14 protein-coding genes are annotated in these 17,783 nt (G+C 55.3%); 6 read left to right on the top strand and 8 right to left on the bottom strand.

Features of this window, described 5'->3' with window-relative positions; genetic code table 11:
- The 3 genes from FCL49_RS02165 to FCL49_RS02155 form a co-directional block, all read right to left on the bottom strand.
- The gene (locus FCL49_RS02165) at window positions 1-3,156 is read right to left on the bottom strand and encodes an efflux RND transporter permease subunit (RefSeq protein ID WP_174352224.1); all 3,156 of its coding nucleotides are present in this window, start codon (window positions 3,154-3,156) and stop codon (window positions 1-3) included.
- A gap of 2 nt (window positions 3,157-3,158) precedes the next feature.
- On the bottom strand, window positions 3,159-4,313 hold the full coding sequence (locus tag FCL49_RS02160) for an efflux RND transporter periplasmic adaptor subunit (RefSeq protein ID WP_174352223.1): 1,155 nt from the start codon (window positions 4,311-4,313) through the stop codon (window positions 3,159-3,161).
- A gap of 148 nt (window positions 4,314-4,461) precedes the next feature.
- On the bottom strand, window positions 4,462-5,976 hold the full coding sequence (locus FCL49_RS02155; protein WP_174352222.1) for an MDR family MFS transporter: 1,515 nt from the start codon (window positions 5,974-5,976) through the stop codon (window positions 4,462-4,464).
- A 43-nt stretch (window positions 5,977-6,019) separates the two neighbouring features.
- Between FCL49_RS02155 and FCL49_RS02150 the strand changes: the two genes are divergently transcribed.
- Window positions 6,020-6,715 (top strand): TetR/AcrR family transcriptional regulator, encoded by a 696-nt coding sequence (locus tag FCL49_RS02150; RefSeq protein WP_174352221.1) that lies wholly within the window; start codon window positions 6,020-6,022, stop codon window positions 6,713-6,715.
- Window positions 6,716-6,751: 36 nt separating this feature from the next.
- Here the strand turns inward: FCL49_RS02150 and FCL49_RS02145 are convergent, their stop codons facing one another.
- Window positions 6,752-7,879, bottom strand: a complete 1,128-nt coding sequence (locus FCL49_RS02145) for an agmatine deiminase family protein (protein WP_174352220.1) — start codon at window positions 7,877-7,879, stop codon at window positions 6,752-6,754.
- Window positions 7,880-8,027: 148 nt separating this feature from the next.
- Here FCL49_RS02145 and FCL49_RS02140 point away from each other — a divergent pair, with 148 nt between their 5' ends.
- The gene (locus FCL49_RS02140; RefSeq protein WP_174352219.1) at window positions 8,028-8,891 is read left to right on the top strand and encodes a LysR family transcriptional regulator; all 864 of its coding nucleotides are present in this window, start codon (window positions 8,028-8,030) and stop codon (window positions 8,889-8,891) included.
- A gap of 152 nt (window positions 8,892-9,043) precedes the next feature.
- Window positions 9,044-10,717: a gamma-glutamyltransferase gene (ggt, locus tag FCL49_RS02135; protein WP_174352218.1), complete on the top strand. Its 1,674-nt coding sequence runs from the start codon at window positions 9,044-9,046 to the stop codon at window positions 10,715-10,717.
- A 62-nt stretch (window positions 10,718-10,779) separates the two neighbouring features.
- Here ggt and FCL49_RS02130 read toward each other — a convergent pair whose 3' ends face one another.
- Both FCL49_RS02130 and FCL49_RS02125 read right to left on the bottom strand, forming a co-directional pair.
- Entirely contained in the window at window positions 10,780-11,676 is an 897-nt protein-coding gene (locus tag FCL49_RS02130) for an SDR family oxidoreductase (protein ID WP_217434294.1), read from the bottom strand.
- An 85-nt stretch (window positions 11,677-11,761) separates the two neighbouring features.
- A complete protein-coding gene (locus tag FCL49_RS02125) occupies window positions 11,762-12,160 on the bottom strand; it encodes a GlcG/HbpS family heme-binding protein (protein WP_174352217.1) in 399 nt (132 codons plus the stop codon).
- A gap of 84 nt (window positions 12,161-12,244) precedes the next feature.
- On the opposite strand from FCL49_RS02125, the gene FCL49_RS02120 reads away from it, so the two are divergent.
- A complete protein-coding gene (locus FCL49_RS02120; RefSeq protein ID WP_217434295.1) occupies window positions 12,245-13,174 on the top strand; it encodes a LysR family transcriptional regulator in 930 nt (309 codons plus the stop codon).
- 33 nt (window positions 13,175-13,207) lie between these two features.
- Here FCL49_RS02120 and FCL49_RS02115 read toward each other — a convergent pair whose 3' ends face one another.
- Window positions 13,208-15,145, bottom strand: a complete 1,938-nt coding sequence (locus tag FCL49_RS02115; protein ID WP_174352216.1) for a DUF3857 domain-containing protein — start codon at window positions 15,143-15,145, stop codon at window positions 13,208-13,210.
- 194 nt (window positions 15,146-15,339) lie between these two features.
- On the opposite strand from FCL49_RS02115, the gene FCL49_RS02110 reads away from it, so the two are divergent.
- The gene (locus FCL49_RS02110; RefSeq protein WP_174352215.1) at window positions 15,340-15,897 is read left to right on the top strand and encodes a GNAT family N-acetyltransferase; all 558 of its coding nucleotides are present in this window, start codon (window positions 15,340-15,342) and stop codon (window positions 15,895-15,897) included.
- 10 nt (window positions 15,898-15,907) lie between these two features.
- Here the strand turns inward: FCL49_RS02110 and FCL49_RS02105 are convergent, their stop codons facing one another.
- Window positions 15,908-16,477 carry a helix-turn-helix domain-containing protein gene (locus FCL49_RS02105; RefSeq protein ID WP_174352214.1) on the bottom strand — a complete coding sequence of 190 codons (570 nt, stop codon included), beginning with the start codon at window positions 16,475-16,477 and terminating at the stop codon, window positions 15,908-15,910.
- Between the two features lie 129 nt (window positions 16,478-16,606).
- Here FCL49_RS02105 and FCL49_RS02100 point away from each other — a divergent pair, with 129 nt between their 5' ends.
- Window positions 16,607-17,512, top strand: coding sequence for a DMT family transporter (locus FCL49_RS02100; protein WP_174352213.1), 906 nt, complete (start codon window positions 16,607-16,609; stop codon window positions 17,510-17,512).
- Window positions 17,513-17,783 lie beyond the last annotated feature (271 nt).

Here is a 17,783-nt window from a genome sequence, read left to right as displayed (position 1 = left end):
TTATTCTCCTGCCTGTGGCGCAGTGTTTTCCAACGGTTTGGCGACGGTTGTTTTGCGTGAAAACATCCGGCGTACCAAAACGTAGAACAACGGAACAAAGAAGATCGCCAGTAACGTCGCCGTGATAGTGCCGCCAATGATCCCGGTACCGATGGCGATGCGGCTGTTGGCCCCGGCACCGCTGGACACCGCCAGCGGCAACACGCCGGCGCTAAACGCCAGGGAGGTCATCAAAATCGGACGTAAACGCATGCGGGATGCCTCAACCGCCGCGGCGATCAAGGTTTCACCCCGCTGGTATTTCTCTTCGGCGAATTCGACGATCAGAATGGCGTTCTTGGCCGACAGACCAATGATGGTCAACAGTGCCACCTGGAAGTAAATATCGTTTTCCAGGCCACGCAGCGTGATCGCTAACAACGAGCCAACTACGCCCATCGGCACCACCATCATCACGGCAAACGGAATTGACCAGCTTTCGTACAGGGCGGCAAGGCACAGGAACACCACCACCAGTGAAATGGCATACAGGGATCCAGCCTGCCCGCTGGTCAAGCGCTCCTGATAAGAAAGGCCGCTCCAGGAGAAGCTGCTGGCAGAAGAGAACTTAGCCGCCAGCTTTGCCATCTCATCCATCGCAGTACCGGAACTGGTGCCGGGCGCGCCTTGGCCGGTGATCTCAAACGACGACAGGCCGTTATAGCGCGACAGGTTTTCCGGCCCGTAGATCCAGTGTGACGCGGCAAAGGCCGAGAACGGCGTCATGCTGGTGCTACCGCTGCTGGATGTGCCCCGTACAAACCATTTGTCGAGATCTTCCGGTTTTGAGCGGTACTCGACATCCCCCTGCATATAGACTTTTTTCACCCGGTTGCGGTCGATAAAGTCGTTAACATAGGTGCTGCCGAAGGCGCTGGTCAGCGTGCTGCTGACGTCGCTATTGCTCAGCCCCAACGCCTGCAGTTTGTCATTGTCGATCTCCACCTGCAGCTGCGGGGTATCCGGCAAGGTGTTGGCGCGTACCGCGCTCAGGCTGGGGTTTTTCCCCGCTGCAGCGATAATCTGGTCACGCATCACCTGCAGCTCTGCGCGGGTGGTTGCGCCTTTGGCCTGCAGTTCGAAGGTGAAACCGTCAGACTGACCAAAACCGTCAATCGCCGGAGGGCTCATCGAGAACACCTGTGCGTCACGGATCTTGGCGAAGTGCGCCATCGCACGCTTGGCAATCGCATCGGCGGTATTGGCACTGCCGGAGCGTAAACTCCAGTCTTTCAGGCTGACGAAGGCCATACCAGCGTTTTGCCCACTGCCGCTGAAACCAAAGCCGTTAATGGTGAAAATAGTGCTGACGTTGGCCTTCTCATCGTTGAGGAAATAATCTTTTACTTCATCGCTGACCGCCGAGGTACGGGCATTGGTGGCACCGGCCGGCAGCGTATACTGCACCATCACCACCCCCTGATCTTCGTTGGGCAGAAAACCGGTCGGCAGGCGCATATACATCAGGGCGGCGGCAATCAACAACAGGCCGTACAGCAACAGATAGCGCATTGGGCTGTGGATCACCCTGCCGACCTTATCGGCATATTTCTCCTGCAGGCGGTTATAGCCACGGTTGAATTTGCCCAGCAGGCCCTTGTTGGTCAGATCATCATGCGCAGGTTTCAGCAAGGTGGCGCACAGTGCCGGAGCCAGCGTTAACGCCAGGATCACCGACAACACCATAGAAGCCACGATAGTGACCGAGAACTGGCGGTAGATCACCCCGGTGGAACCGCCGAAAAACGCCATCGGCAGGAAGACTGCCGAAAGCACCATGGCAATACCGACCAGTGCGCCGGTGATTTCCTTCATCGATTTTTCGGTTGCCTCGCGCGGCGGCAATTTCTCTTCCCGCATCACGCGCTCGACGTTCTCCACCACCACGATGGCGTCATCCACCAATAGCCCGATTGCCAGCACCATGCCAAACAGCGTCAGGGTGTTGATTGAATAGCCGAAGGCGGCCAGCACGCCGAAGGTACCCAACAGCACCACCGGCACGGTAATAGTCGGGATCAGCGTGGTACGCAAATTCTGCAGGAAGACAAACATCACGATCACCACCAACACCACCGCCTCGATCAGCGTTTTCACCACTTCTTCGATCGAGATATTAATAAAGTCGGTGCTGTCTTTCGGGTAGGCCACCTTGTAGCCATTGGGCATCGAGGTTTGGTATTCCGCCACCTTGGCCTTGACCAGTTTGGCGGTATTGAGCGCATTGGCCCCGGCGGCCAGCTTGACGGCAATCCCTGAGGCCGGGTGACCATTAAGGCGGGCGCTGGAGGAATAATCTTCGTTGCCCAGCTCAACCCGCGCCACATCGCCCAGGCGCACCAAGGCTCCGCTGCTGTCGCTTTTCAGGATAATATTGCGGAACTGCTCCGGCGTTTGCAGCCGCGACTGCGCCTTCACCGTGGCGGTCAGTTGCTGATCGGCACCTGAAGGCAAATCGCCGACTTTACCGGCAGAAATCTGGGTGTTTTGCGCCTCAATCGCCGTTTCCACATCGGAGGGCATCAGCGAAAAAGACGCCAGCTTGGTCGGGTTCAGCCAGATGCGCATCGCGTATTCTGACCCGAATACCTGCACGTCGCCGACGCCGTCAATGCGCGACAGCGGATCCTGAATGTTGCTCACCAGATAGTCGGAAATGTCCGCCATACTGGCCTTGTCGGTTTCATCATACAGCCCGACGATCAGCAAAAAACTGCTCTGGGATTTCTTGACCGTTACACCTTGGGCGGTCACCTCGGTCGGCAGACGGCTTTCCGCCTGCTGTACCTTGTTCTGCACCTGCACCTGAGCGATATCTGGATCGGTGCCCTGATCAAAGGTCACGTTAATGCTTACCGAACCATTGGAGCTGCTGGTAGCTGAAAAATAAAGTAGCCCATCAAGCCCCGTCAGCTGCTGCTCAATCACCTGGGTAACGCTATTTTCCAGGGTTTCCGCATCAGCCCCCGGATAGGTGGCGGAAATGGAAATCTGTGGTGGGGAGACGTCCGGATATTGCGAGATGGGCAGCGAGTTGATCGACATTAGGCCACACAGCATGATGATGATCGCAATCACCCAGGCAAACACCGGGCGGCGAATGAAGAACTGCGCCATGGTTATTGGTCCCCGCCGTTAGTCGCAGCCGTATTTGCCTGCTTTTGTACTTCAACTGCCTTGACCTCAACGCCGACGGCCACCTTATTCGTGCCTTCGACGATCAGTCGGTCGCCGGCATTCAGCCCTTTGCTGATCAGCCAACTGCTGCCGATAACCTGTCCGGTGGTGAGGGTGCGTTGTTCCACTTTGTTTTGCGCGTTAACCACCAACGCGGTTGCCTCGCCCCTGGCATTGCGGGTAATGCCCTGTTGCGGTGCCAGAATGCCTTTGGGATCGACCCCGTTGTCCAGGGTGGCATGAACATACATGCCTGGCAGTAATTCGTGCTCAGGGTTAGGGAACACGGCACGCAGGGTGACAGAACCGGTAGATTCATCCACCGACACTTCCGTCAGCTCCAGCTTGCCGGGGTGGCTGTAGGGCGTGCCATCTTCGAGTTTGATCGCCACCGGAGTGACATTGTCACGCTGCAATGAAGCCTGCTGCCTGCGCAATTTGAGCAGTTGACTGCTGGACTGAGTGAGATCGACATAGACAGGATCGAGTGCGCGAATGGTTGCCAGTGCATCGGTTTGGCTGGCAGTGACCAGCGCCCCCGGCGTGACCGAAGAAATACCAATACGGCCGGAAATCGGCGCGCGTACCTGGGTATAGGCAAGATTGATTTTGCTGGTTTCCAGCGCCGCCTGATACTGCGCGACGGCGGCTACGGCCTCCAGATAGGTTGCCATCGCATCATCCGCATCCTGTTTGGAGACGCCATTCTCCTTCACCAGTGCGGCATAGCGCTGCGCCTTCAGGCGGCTGGACTTCACCGTGGCCTGGGCACTTTTCAACTGGGCAGCGGCCTGATCGTAACTGGCCTGGTAGGTCGCGGGATCGATTTGATACAGCACCTGCCCGGCTTTGACCTCCGCACCTTCGGTAAACAGGCGTGCCTTGATAATGCCTTCCACCTGCGGACGAACATCCGAGGTCATGGTGGCATTGACCCGGCCCGTCAGGTCACTGCTCAGCGTGACCGGCTGGCTGTGCAATGTTGCCACACCCACCTCCGGCGCGCCGGCTGCACCGGCCGGAGCACTGCCGGTCTGGCCATCACAGGCAGACAACAACAGCGACAGGCTGACCAGTAAAACCTTTTTCCTTTGCATCGACTTTCTATCCTATTGAGAACGTTTATTCTCAATATATAGAAAGCGACGTTTTTAGTCTGACAGGGTTGCGTAAGGATTCAGTAAAAGTGCATCGCAGAGCATGTGGAAAGCCGGTGCGCACGCATTTCACGCACCGGCTCAGGGTTTATTTCTTGCGCAGAGGCACGTCTTTCAACAGCCAGGTCAAGGCAAAGGCCAACGCCATCACCCCCGCCGCAATCTGGTAAACCGAGTGGATCGCACCGCCGAAGGCCTGCAGGTAGTCGTTTTGCAATTGCGCCGGCAAATGGTGCACGGCATCAGCCCCCAGTGAACGCGGCAGTTCTGCGCCCTCCGGCAGCAAGCTAGCCAGACGGCTGTGCAGCACATTGGTAAAAATCGCGCCAAACACCGCCACGCCGATAGAGCCGCCAATGGAGCGGAACAGCGTGGCACTAGAGGTCGCGACCCCCATATGCTTTGGCTCTACGCTGTTTTGAGCCGCCAGGATCATCACCTGCATCACCATACCCAGCCCCAACCCCAGCAGGCTGATGTAGAGGTACAGCAAATGCACCGGGGTCGAGTTTTTCAACGTCCCCAGCAACACCATACCTGCCAGGGCGCACAGGGTGCCGATAATCGGGAAAATGCGGTATTTGCCGCGCTTGCTGATCAGCCGACCGCTGATAATCGAGCTAAGCATAATCCCACCCATCAGCGGCAGCAGCTGCATCCCGGCCTGGGTAGGCGTGGAATCCTTCACGACCTGCAGATACAGCGGCAGGAAAGTCACCGATCCAAACAGCGACATACCGACGATAAAACCGATCAGGGCGCACAAGACAAAGGTGCGATTACGGAACAGGTCGAGCGGGATAATCGGCTCGCTCGCCAGTCGCTCTTCGTAGATAAACCCGCCTATCGACACCAGGCCAAAGGCCAGAATGCACCACAGTTGACCGTCCGACCAGGCCATCACCGTGCCGCCCTGGCTGGTAAACAGGATGATGCAGGTCAGTGCCGCTGCGAGATAGCTGGCCCCGAGAAAATCAATCTCGTGTTTTACCCGATTGACCTTCGACTGGAACACCGCGCCAATCACCAGCAGCGCGAAAATCCCCAGCGGCAGGTTAATATAGAAGATCCAACGCCAGGAGAAATGCTGCACCAGCAATCCACCGATCAGCGGGCCGACCACCGTCGCCAGTCCAAATACCCCGCCAAACAACCCCTGATAGCGTCCACGATCGGCCGGTGGGATCACATCGCCGACCACCGCCATGGTCACCACCAACAAACCACCGCCGCCCAGCCCTTGCAGCGCACGCATCAGGATAAGTTCCGTCATATTCTGCGCCAACCCGCACAGCACCGAACCGAGCAGGAACACCACAATGGCGATCTGCAACACTATCTTGCGACCGAACAGATCGCCAAACTTGCCATACAGCGGCACCACGATGGTGGATGCCAACAGATAGGCGGTCACTACCCACGACAGGTTCTCCAGACCTCCGAATTCACCGACGATGGTCGGTAATGCGGTAGACACAATTGTCTGATCGAGTGCTGCCAGCAGCATAACCAGCAGCAGAGCGGAGAACAGCAAACGGATCGAGGGCGCCTGTTCAGACGCCCTGCCGCTATCTTCGTTACCTGCTACGTTATCAGTACCCATTTAGCCGAGCCTGCTTGTAATTAATTAATCGAGTAATTAATATATGGGTTATTCTTTTCTCCGGTCAATGGATCTCACCGCGATGACAGCACAAAACGTTCAAAAACCACGCCGCCCCGGTCGCCCCAGCGGCAGCGCTAATGGCGCAGAAAAACGCGAGCACCTGCTCAACACGGCGCTAAATATGTTTGCCCGTCAGGGCATTGCCGAAACCTCACTGAACGCCATCGCCCGAGAGGCCGGTGTGACTCCTGCCATGCTGCACTACTACTTTCACAACCGAGAACAGTTGCTGGATGTGTTGATCGACGAACGTTTTCTGCCGGTGAGGCTCGCTGCCAGCAGCGTTTTTGACGCCAATACCGACGATCCGGTGGCCGCATTTACCCAACTGGCGCAGCGGTTTATTGATATCTCCAGCGAGCACCCGTGGTTTCCCCCACTGTGGCTGCGTGAGGTGATGAGTGATAACGGCGTACTGAAGCAGCGCATGAACGAGCGTTTTGGCGATACCCAGCGCAAAGGCGCGCTGCAATCGATCATCCGCTGGCAGGCCGAAGGGAAATTGAATGCCGGACTGGAACCCTCTTTGCTGTTTATCACCCTGTTTGGCATGACGCTGCTGCCGTTGGCCACCGCGCCCAAATGGCACCGCGATGACAACAATCCTCTGAGCGCCGATGTTATCGCCCGCCACGCCATCACACTGCTGACCCACGGTCTGGGGCCACAAGGTTGATCGCAGGGCCAGGTCGGCCCTGCGTGGTTACCAGACTTAAATCGCCGGCAGTTGATTGGTCACACAGTGTATGCCCCCGCCGCCTGCGGCAATGGCGTCAATATTCAACTGCACGACTTCACGATCCGGATAAAGCTCGGTTAATAATCGCAACGCTTCGCCATCCGCTTCCGGGTCGCCAAATTCGGGGGCGATAACCGCGCCGTTGATCACAAAGTAATTGATGTATCCCGCAGCAAAATCCGGATTACCCTTGCTGAAACGGCTGCGACGCGGATCCATCGGCGGCGACATGGTATGAATCTGCAACTTGCGGCCATCGGCATCGGTCGCCTGTTTGAGGATTGCCAAATGCGCCTGGGTCACTTTATGGTCGTAAGAGTCGGGATCGGTGTCCAGATTGGCCACCACGACTCCCGGACTGGCAAAACGGGCGTAGAAATCAACGTGGGCGTCGGTGATATCTTTCCCCTTAATCCCCGGCAGCCAGATAATTTTGCGCAGCCCGAGCATCTCTTTCAACTCTTGCTCCACCCGATCACGGCTCCAGCCTGGGTTACGGTTCTTGTTGACCCAACTGCTCTCAGTCATGATACCGGTGCCGTGGCCATCCACTTCGATACCGCCGCCTTCCCCCACCAGTCCGCTGCGCCATATGTTGGCCACACCGTAATGACTGGCTTCAAACGCCGCCAAACGCGCATCGTATTTGTGCTGCTGTTTGTTGCCCCAGCCGTTAAAGTTAAAGTCTACTGCCCCCAGTTTGCCCGCCTGATTGACGACAAAATTGGCGCCAATATCACGCATCCAAATATCATCAAGTTCGGTGACAATAAAGGTCACATTGTGGCTGCCGCATTTCTCTTCCGCCAGTCGACGTTCACTCTCACGGCAAAATACGGTTAACGGTTGATATTGAGCGATCGCTCTCGCAATGCGCCCCAAAGCATCCTGCACACCTGCAGTATAATCAGCCCAAATGTCCCGCTGCGCACCAAAGGCGATAAAAGCGCGTTGCTGCTCTTCGCCTTCATCCGGCATACGCCAGCCTTCTCCCCGCACCGCTGGCGCGGCATGGGCCGGTAACGTCAGCCCCATGGATGCCGTCAGGCTCATACCGGCAATCAGGGATGCCTGCTTAATAAATTCACGACGCGTTGACATGGTTTGCTCCTGTATTGCCGTCATTGAAGTAAGGTATTCTGTTCAGTGAAAGACGGCGTGATTTCGATGTAATACATTTTAAAGCTTCCAGTGCTGCCATAACAAAGGATACATTTAGCAGACACCTGATTAGATAGGCTTATCAATAATGCTAAAACACTGGCCCCCGATGAACGCGTTACGTGGTTTTGAAGCCGCTGCCCGTCTGGGCAGTTTCCACCAAGCCGCCGATGAACTGCACCTCACCCAGTCGGCCATCAGTCAGCAAATACGCAGCCTGGAAGCCTATCTGGAACAACCGCTATTTTTCCGTAGTGGTCGCAGTGTCAGCCTGACCGATGCCGGACACGATCTCTACAGCACCGCCCAGGTGATGCTGCAACAATTGGCGGTCGGCATCCGCCGTCTGGATCAATACCGCAAACCCAACCAACTGATCGTCAATACTACCCCGGCGTTTGCCCGCCACTGGCTGGTGCCAAATCTGAAGAGCTTTCATCGGCAGCACCCGGATATCGACCTTTGGCTGTTCACCACCTTCGACCCGCCGGAGATGGCGACGGAAACCGTCGATTTGGCGATCCGTGACGATCTCAGTGCGCAAGCCGAATGCAGCCTCCAGGTATTACATCAGGACAGACTCTATCCTGCTTGCCATCCTGACCTGCTGAAACTGACCGCTGAGCAACGTACCACTCTGCACGGTGAACGCGAGATGGACTGGAGCCATTGGGCCGTTCAGGGCGGCGTCAATATCGGACAAAGCAGCCACGGGCTGAATTTCTCAGACCCCGGCCTGTTACTGGATGCCGCCTGCGATGGCCTGGGTATCGCGCTGGTCAGCCAATTGCTGGCACAGCAGGCACAGGCAAAAGGCGTGTTGCAACCGCTGACGGAACAAAGCGTACGCGGCCCCAACTGGGCCTGGCTTGTCCACCGCGACAGTGAACATAGCCCGCATACCCGGCAGTTTTGTGAGTGGTTGCTAACACAATTACCGTCCACCGTTTAATGTTCCAGCTCACGGATCCATGCTGCGGATAAAGCATGGCGGATTGAGCGGTGCTACCTTCAATCAGGCGCCCGAAAACCTGCACAGAATGGCGCTAAGTAATTGTTGAGATTGAAGTCACCTGCCATCGTTCAATTCGAAAAGGAACCGCTATGCATTCTGGCTTATTGAAAACCTTAGCACTCAGCGTGGCACTTGCCACTCTTAGCCCCTCGGTGTTGGCCGCAAATCTGAATGCCGGCGCCGTAGCGGCACCGGATCAATACGGTGCCAAAGTGGCCGCACAAATTTTGCAGGCCGGGGGTAACGCGGTCGATGCGGCCGTCGCCACCGCTTTTACCCTGGCGGTGACCTACCCGGAAGCCGGTAACATTGGCGGCGGCGGCTTTATGACGCTGTACGTCGACGGTAAGCCCTATTTCCTCGACTACCGTGAAATCGCCCCCAAAGCGGCCACCAAAACCATGTACCTGAACGATAAAGGCGAGGTAATTGAAAACCTCAGCCTGGTGGGAACCAAGGCCGCCGGTGTGCCGGGCACGGTACTGGGGCTGTGGGAGGCACATAAACGCTTTGGTAAATTACCCTGGGCCGAGCTGTTAACCCCGGCCATCGGTTACGCGCAGCAGGGTTTTAAGGTGGCCGATCAGCAATATCAGTACCGTGAAGACGCCAACAAGCTGTTCGCCGGAAAAACCAACTTTGGCGATTATTTTGGCAGCATGAAACCCGGTGCGGTGTTTAAACAACCGGAGCTGGCCAAAACGCTGGAGCGTATCGCCAATAAGGGCGCCGAAGACTTCTATCAGGGGGAAACGGCCAAATTGCTGGTGGCCCAGATGCAGCGCGATGGTGGTCTGATTACCCAGGCGGATCTGACTGACTATCGGGTGAAATGGCGTGACCCAATGCAAATCTCCTGGCGCGGTAACACCCTTTACACCGCCCCGCTGCCCAGCTCTGGCGGCATCGCACTGGCTCAGTTGCTGGGCATCAAAGAAGACCGCGCCGCCGACTTCAAAGGCGTAGAACTCAATTCGGCACGTTATATTCACCTGCTGTCGGAAATTGAGAAACGCGTGTTTGCCGATCGCGCCGATTATCTTGGCGATCCGGACTTTGCCAAGGTCCCGGTAGCTCAACTGGTCGCGCCGGACTATCTGCAAAAACGGGCTGCGGAGATCAACCCCACCGCCATTTCGCCAACCGAAAAAGTGCGGCCTGGTTTGGAACCGCACCAGACTACCCATTTCTCGATTGTTGACGCTCAGGGCAATGCGGTCAGCAACACCTATACGCTGAACTGGGACTTTGGCAGCGGCGTGGTGGTGAAAGGTGCCGGCTTCCTGCTGAATGACGAAATGGATGACTTCAGCGCCAAACCGGGTGTCGCCAACGCTTTTGGCGTGGTCGGCAGCGATGCCAATGCCATTGAACCGGGTAAACGCATGCTTTCGTCCATGAGCCCGACCATTATCACCCGTGACGGTAACGTCAGCCTGGTGATTGGTACCCCCGGCGGCTCGCGTATTTTCACCTCGATTTTCCAGGTGATAAACAACATCTATGATTACCAACTGCCATTGGACAAGGCCGTGGCCGCCCAGCGCGTTCATCACCAACTGCTGCCTAAAGACACCATCTTCTTCGACAGCTTTGCCCCACTGACCGGCAAAGTGGCGGAACAACTGAAAGCCATGGGTTATAAGCTGGAAGATCAGGGCTGGTACATGGGGGATATTCAGGTGATCCGCGTCAACGGCGATACGCCAGAGACGGCGTCTGATCCTCGTGGCCGCGGGATGGGATTGGTGGTGAAAAAGTAATGGTGGTGAAAAGTAATTGAAAATGGCCGGCCGGTAACAACAACCGGCCGGCCAACACGCTGTTATTGCTTACGCGTCCACCCGTCTTTTTGGTCATTCTTCACCACTTCAATGAAGGACTCAGGCAGCAGGTTACGGAATAAGCCGTTCTCTTCTTCGATAACGCTGACCATTTTGTCCACCATCTCCTGCGGATCGAACTGATCGAAAGGAAACTTGAGCTTGCTGTGATCAATAAAGTTCACCTTGGGGTCGTACCACACCCTGAAACTTTCCATCATGCGATCATTGAAACCCGTCAAATAAGGCCCGGGATTGACCGTGGCCACCTTCACGCCAAAATCGGCCAGTTCCATGCGCAAGGACTCGGCTATCGCCTCCAATGCATGTTTGGACGCACAGTAAGCGCCGGTAAAAGCACCGGTCAGTAAACCGGCAACGGAAGAAACGAACACGATCTTGCCGCTCTTGCGCCCCACCATTTGTTTAATAAAGCCCTGAGTCAGCGCCATGCTGGAAAACACGTTAGTCTCAAACTGGGATCGCAGCACGTCGATAGGCATTTCTGCCACCGCACCCGCTTCGGCAATACCGGCATTATTGAACAACACGTCAATATCCCATTTCCACGCGAACTCCCGATCCCGGCGGTCCAAAATATCCAGCTTTTCAACCTGTAGCGTAACGCCGCGCTGTTTGGCGGCCTCAAGCAACTGGGTAACCTGGGGCGTGAGCTGGACACCGGCGATCACCTTATGCCCACGGGCCGCCAGCGCCAGTGAAACTTCCCGGCCAAAACCGGACCCTGCGCCTGTCACTAATATTGTATTATTAACCATCTGATGATTTCCTTTGTTCACATTAATTTGGTTGGCACTCACGGTCATAGCGGGTAATACCGACGTTGCCGCCACCGCACCGCTGCTGATGATAAATTTCCTGCGGGTTATTTCAGGCATACGGCCTCCTTCTGCCACAAGCAGAATGGTCTATATTATTAAATGGAATTTTATTTAAAAAATGCAGTTAAATACGGGTATGCATTTATTTCAAACAGATCTCTGCAATATAAGCATCCTCATGGGATTTGGCGCCGGAAATGCCAATTGCGCCAATAAATTCATTCGCAGATGAATAGACTGGCAGTCCGCCGGCAAAAGAGGCCAGCCCCTGGTTGCTGTGTTCAATCGACCACAACTCTTGTCCTGAACCTGAGAGCCGGCCCAAGTCGGCACTGGGAATACGAAATAATGCCGATGTTTTCGCTTTCCTTTGGGCTAAATCAATGGCCCCCAGCGGGGTATTATCCATACGCGCAAAGGCGATCATATTGGCGCCGTCATCATAGGCACAAATACAGACCGCCAGCCCCTGCTGCTGCGCGGTGCTGATCCCTTTGGCAATAATTTGCCGGGCATAATCCAACGAGAACGATCCTGACATGGCAAGTAACCCCGTTAATACGAAACTGGGGAAAACTATAAAGTTGCGCTAGGATGTGAACAATACCCACTCACCTGACAACAGTTGTTAGTTTATCTTATGAATAGACAAGATCCGCTTAACGGCATTCACCTGTTTTTGACCGTGGTCGAAGCCGGCAATTTCTCCAGAGCGGCCGCCATGCTTAGCGTCACGCCAGCCGCAGTCAGCCTGAGGATCGGGCAACTGGAAACCGAGTTGGCGGTGAAGCTGTTTCATCGTTCGACGCGTAGCGTTAGTCTCAGTGAAGCCGGTGAATGGTTCTATCAAAGTGTGGCGCCTTTTTATCAACATATACTTAATGCTCGCGAAGGCCTGCATCAGAGCCAGGACCTGCCTTCTGGCCATCTGCGCATCACCGCCGTACAAATGGCAAAAGAATTGCTTAAGGCGCCTTTGCTGGCCGAATTTAATCGGCGCTATCCACAAATCACTCTGGAAATAAATTACGAAGACCATTTGATAGACATTATTCAGGAACGAATTGATGTGGGTATTCGGCTGGCAGATAAATTGCAGCCCGGTATGGTTGGCGTACAAATAACTCCGGCGCTGCCTTGTGCCCTTATCGCCTCACGCGATTATATTGAAAAACATGCGGCCCCTACGAATATTGCTCAGTTGCAACAACATCGTTGCATACGCTTTCGTTTCCCCGATCGTGGCATATTGCATAAATGGTCGCTGACCGATGGTGAGCAAGATCATGACATTGACCTGCCGGGAGTTTTTATTACCGACAATACCGAGGCTATTATCGAGGCCGCTCGTGCAGGAATTGGTATTGCTCATGTATTTTTACGTCACAGGATCAAAAAAGAGCTTGAGGCGGGAACGTTGGTCGAAATAATGTCGGGATATTGTCGCCCACTGCCACCGATGTGGGTTTATTACGCCAACCGTAAATACGTGCCCAAAAAAGTCAGGGTCTTTATTGATGAATTAAAACGCCACAGTCAGACGCTGTCGTGGTGAAGCATGCCCCGTAATGACGGGGCATGCTCAGGGTTATCCGCCGGCTTTATTCAGCGCAGCATTCGACAATTCGCCATAAACCACCTGCCCACGGAAACCACGCCGTACCTGCTGGAACAGCTCGCGGAATGCCGGGTAATCCTGCGGCTGGCAGAGTGCATCCTTGCCGCGAATGGCATTCATCTGCAGCCGATGGTTAACCACCACCTGTCGCCCTTCCAGCTGCCATGTCACCCGGTATTCACCGGCGGTATTATTGAACTGCTGGTTCTTTGGAACCGCAATGATCGGCACGCCAGCGGGTAAATTCAGCCGATAGGTTTCGTCATAGCGCTGTGCGGTGCAATAGAACGGCGTTTCGTTGGTCGGTGCCGACGTCGTGGAGTAAAGGGTACGGAAAGATTTCCCCCCAGGCGGCGTTGGCACCGTCATCCCGCCTACCACGCCAAAATCGACATAATCCTCGGCCTTGAAACGATAGCTGTAACCAAACTGCTTTTTGAGATCGAAAGGATCGCCGTGTAGCGCAATTTCCCCACGGCCATCAATACCGGAGGAAGCCATAATGGTTTCTTCTACCCGCGCCTGGTTTTGCTGGTTGAGTTGGGAAAAATAGCCCCTCAGGTCAATCTCATCCACCTCACCCAGTTTGCGCTCCGTCTGCCCACGCATATTGCCCGCTTTATCGAAAACAAAGTCCACGCTGAGTGACGTGTTATTGCGCAGTTCGTCATTATCCGGGGTGCGCGCTAATTTCGCTTCGCGCGTGATCAGTACCGGCGCCCCGAGGTCAGCCCCCGGCAGTTGACCAAATCGGGCCCAGGGATTGGTGGAATCCAGATACAGCTTGAATTCCGGCACGTAGGTGATCGCATGGTTGAAGCGCCCCAACAGCGGCACCGTTGGCAGAGTTGGCCCTTCATCCATGCCGATCAGCACCGGCGAACTGACGATGCCCTTGGCCGCCAGCAATGCCTCCAGCAGCACTACGTGATCCTTGCAGTCCCCGTAATGGTTATCAAGGATGCTCTGCGCCGAATTGGGCTCCAGCCCACCGTTGCCCAAATACACGGCAACGTAGCGAATATTTTGTGCCACCCAGCGGTAGATCGCCGCCGTCTGCTCACGACGATCGCTGATACCGCTGGTGATTTTATCCGCCAGGGTTTGCACTGCCGGGGTGACTTTCGCCGCCTGGCTGGCCTTTAGTTGGTAGGCTTTGGCCAACTGTGGCCATTCGCGGTAGGTGCTGGCCATGATGGTTGGACTGAACGTCCAGCTGTTCGCCGACCAGTTCTGGGCCTTCAGCGGATCGCTGCGCTGATAATGCCAGCGCCAGTGTGCCTGGCCATCGCGCACCTGCGGCGCATTGCCACCTTCCACGCCACGGGTAAACACATGCATCGGCAAATCTGCCGGCGCCTGCAGGTTAACCTCCGCGTCATCAAATTGATCGAATACGCTGAAGGTTTCCCACAGGCCAAAATAATCCGGGAAATACGGCGTGTTTTGCGTGCGACGCAGTTCATACACCACGCGCGAACCCGGTGCCAGGTTGGAGAAAACGATGACCCGCACCTTGCGATCGGCATACAAGGGAGCCGAGGCACTGGAATAACTTTCCTGGGTATAGATACGATCGGGTGCCACATCGTGGCGCTGGCCATCGGAAGTCAGCGTATAGGCGGAGACCACCTCCAGCGTTTCCATTTTCTCGCTGTAACTCAGGCGGATTTGGCTGAATTTTTCGACCGCGGCTTTGGTTTTGAGCAGGACTTCGTAGCTCTCGGTTTTCACATTGCTGGCATTGGCCCGCACTTGATAATCGGCGCGGTAACGCACAAAGCTAAAGTCATTACGGGCAGCGTTTTCTTGCGCGGTAGCCGTCGCGGCCTCTGCGGCCAGCAGCGTTGCCGGTTGCGCGGCAGTCAGACCGGCAAGCAACAGTATTGAGGGAATAACAATTTTCATCTTCATTCCTTGAAGGTTTTTAAACCAGACGATGGCCTTAATCAGGCGCGGTTCACCGTCACAACGGGCGGGCACAGTAGTATAAATGAGAAGCGTTTTCAATAAAATACCGATTCGCCTGACGGGATCCGAGGTATCATTCAGGGCAGCAAGTTTCAAAATACAAAGGCCACGTTTCAAAAGGAAGGCTATTTATGGAAAATATCATTATCGAAAAAGCGAAAAAAACCGATGCCGCAGAAATTGTAAGGCTCATCTCCCTGGCAGATAAAGATGCCGTACTGGCGCTTTCCGGTAAGGATGATATTAACGATGCCCTCCATCAGTATGAAATAAATTTCAGCCGTGATGACATCTACTTCAGTTACAGAAACATCTTTGTCGCCCGAAGCAACTGCGGGATCCTGGGTTGTATCCTCTACTTTCGCGGCGAAGATGAGTCCGGCTTCCAGGCCATCACCGAATCTCTGCCCGAGATGGAAAATGAGTCTGATCCGGATGAAATCTATATTGATTCTTTGGCGGTGTTACCGGAATGTCGGGGTAAGGGAATTGCGAAACGTTTGGTCAATCAGGTGACGCTTGAGGCCAAAAAACAGGGTTTCCAAAAGGTCGGCTTGCTGGCCGACAAGAGCAAACCCTATCTGGGCAGAATGTATCAAACGCTGGGGTTCAACGTGACGGCGGAGGTTAATCTGCTTAACGACCATTATGAAAAGATGACCTTTTACACCGAACCCCCGCTTGAGTGATCCAACGGCACTAGCCTTGCTCTATCAGCATCACCGCCGTGGTATCCGCTGCCAGGGCTTCGAAAATGTGCTCCCGATCGGCGGAGTAACTGATGTAATCCCCCGGACTCAGCTCCACCGCCTGGTCCTTCGGCCCGACTAGCGCCCGGCCACTACTGATAATCACGTGCTCAATGGTGCCCGGCATATGCGGGCGCGAAATGCGTGCTTCGCCCGGTTGCACGCTCAGGCGATAAATATCGCGCTGCGCGCCCGGCGGACAGGTTGCCAACAAGGTCGCGGCGTAGTTGGCCTGCTCGGAAACGGTGGTCACCCCTTCATTGGCGCGGATCACCTGAACGTGCTGACGCGGCTGAGAAATTAACCGGCTGACCGGCACATCCAGCGCCATTGCCAACGCCCACAGCGTTTCCAGACTGGGGTTGCCGTTGCCGGTTTCCAGCTGCGAAAGCGTTGATTTTGCTATACCCGCCCGCCGTGCCAACTCGGTAACCGACAGCCCCAGTCGCTCGCGTTCACGGCGAATGGCGCTGGAAAGCAGACCAATGGGGGTGACGTTACTGCCGGTATTATCGCTCATTGTTCACCATATCATCCGATTGTTCGACTTGACGAACAGTTGCAACCTGTTCATCATAATGTCCAGTTGTTCATTTTAATGATAACTGTCGACATCGGCAAGCATTGAGCACAAATGGGGAGAAGGTGAATGAAAGTGAAAACCAGCGGCGTATGGCAGATGACGCTCGCCATGATGATTTCCGGCACCGTAGGCTGGCCGGTGGTGATGCTGGGGCAACCGGCAACCACGGTGGTCTTCTGGCGTTGTGCCTTTGGCGCGCTGGCGATGCTGGTTGCCTGCGCCCTGCTCGGCCTGCTGAAAAAGGGCCGGTTAACCCGGCGACAGGCCGCAATAGCGGTACTGGGTGGGGTCGCGCTGGTGTTGAACTGGACGCTGCTATTTGCTGCCTATTCCTACGCCTCTATTGCCGTGGCAACGGTCACTTATCACGTGCAGCCCTTTATGTTGGTCGGACTGGGCGTATTGTTTTTTGGTGAAAAACTGACGGCGAATAAGATCGGTTGGCTGTTATTGGCCTTTGGCGGCATGCTGCTGATCATTACCGGCAAACATAACGGCGGCGCTCCCGGTTCCCATTACTTTACCGGTGTGATGCTGGCGCTGGGCGCGGCTTTTATGTATGCAGTCGCGGCAGCGATCGTCAAACAGTTGAAAGGGGTGCCGCCGCATCTGATTGTGTTGATTCAGCTCACCGTTGGCGTGGTGCTGTTGGCCCCCTTCGCCGGGCTGGGCGCTCTGCCGTCAACGGCCAATACCTGGCTGCTGCTGGCGACCCTTGGCCTGGTGCATACCGGGTTGATGTCCTCGCTGTTGTACAGCGCGATCCAGAAAATCCCGACCAGCCTGGTGGGTGCCTTGTCGTTTATCTATCCGATAGTGGCAATTATCGTCGACTGGGCGGTGTTCGGCCACCGCCTGAGCCTGATGCAACTGTTGGGCGCTGCGGCCATCTTGCTGGCGGCAGCGGGCATGAACTTTGGTTGGCGGCTGATGCAGGTGAAGAAAAAGCCCTGTCTGGCTGACGAGAGTTAACCTGCCTTAAACCGAATTTATCACCGATAAACCCAGGCACGGTTATCCCAAAAATATCAAAAGCTCAGCAAAATAAGGTATTCGCCCGGTTCAGCAATAGCTGTTATTTATTAAGACAGACATGGCGGAGGAACAAACGATGACGCTTTATCTGTGGAATAACCGACTGAAACAGCGCGTCCGTTTCAGCTATTGGAATGAGCTGTGCGTGATTCACTGAATAGGGGGCCTGCAATGGCCCCTATTTAGCAAAGCTATCTATCTAACAATC

It is taken from the genome of Serratia proteamaculans (assembly GCF_013337185.1).
Classification (GTDB): domain Bacteria; phylum Pseudomonadota; class Gammaproteobacteria; order Enterobacterales; family Enterobacteriaceae; genus Serratia; species Serratia proteamaculans_D.
The sequence above is the reverse complement of the archived record's forward strand: the minus strand, read 5'-3'. Positions and strand labels throughout refer to the sequence as shown.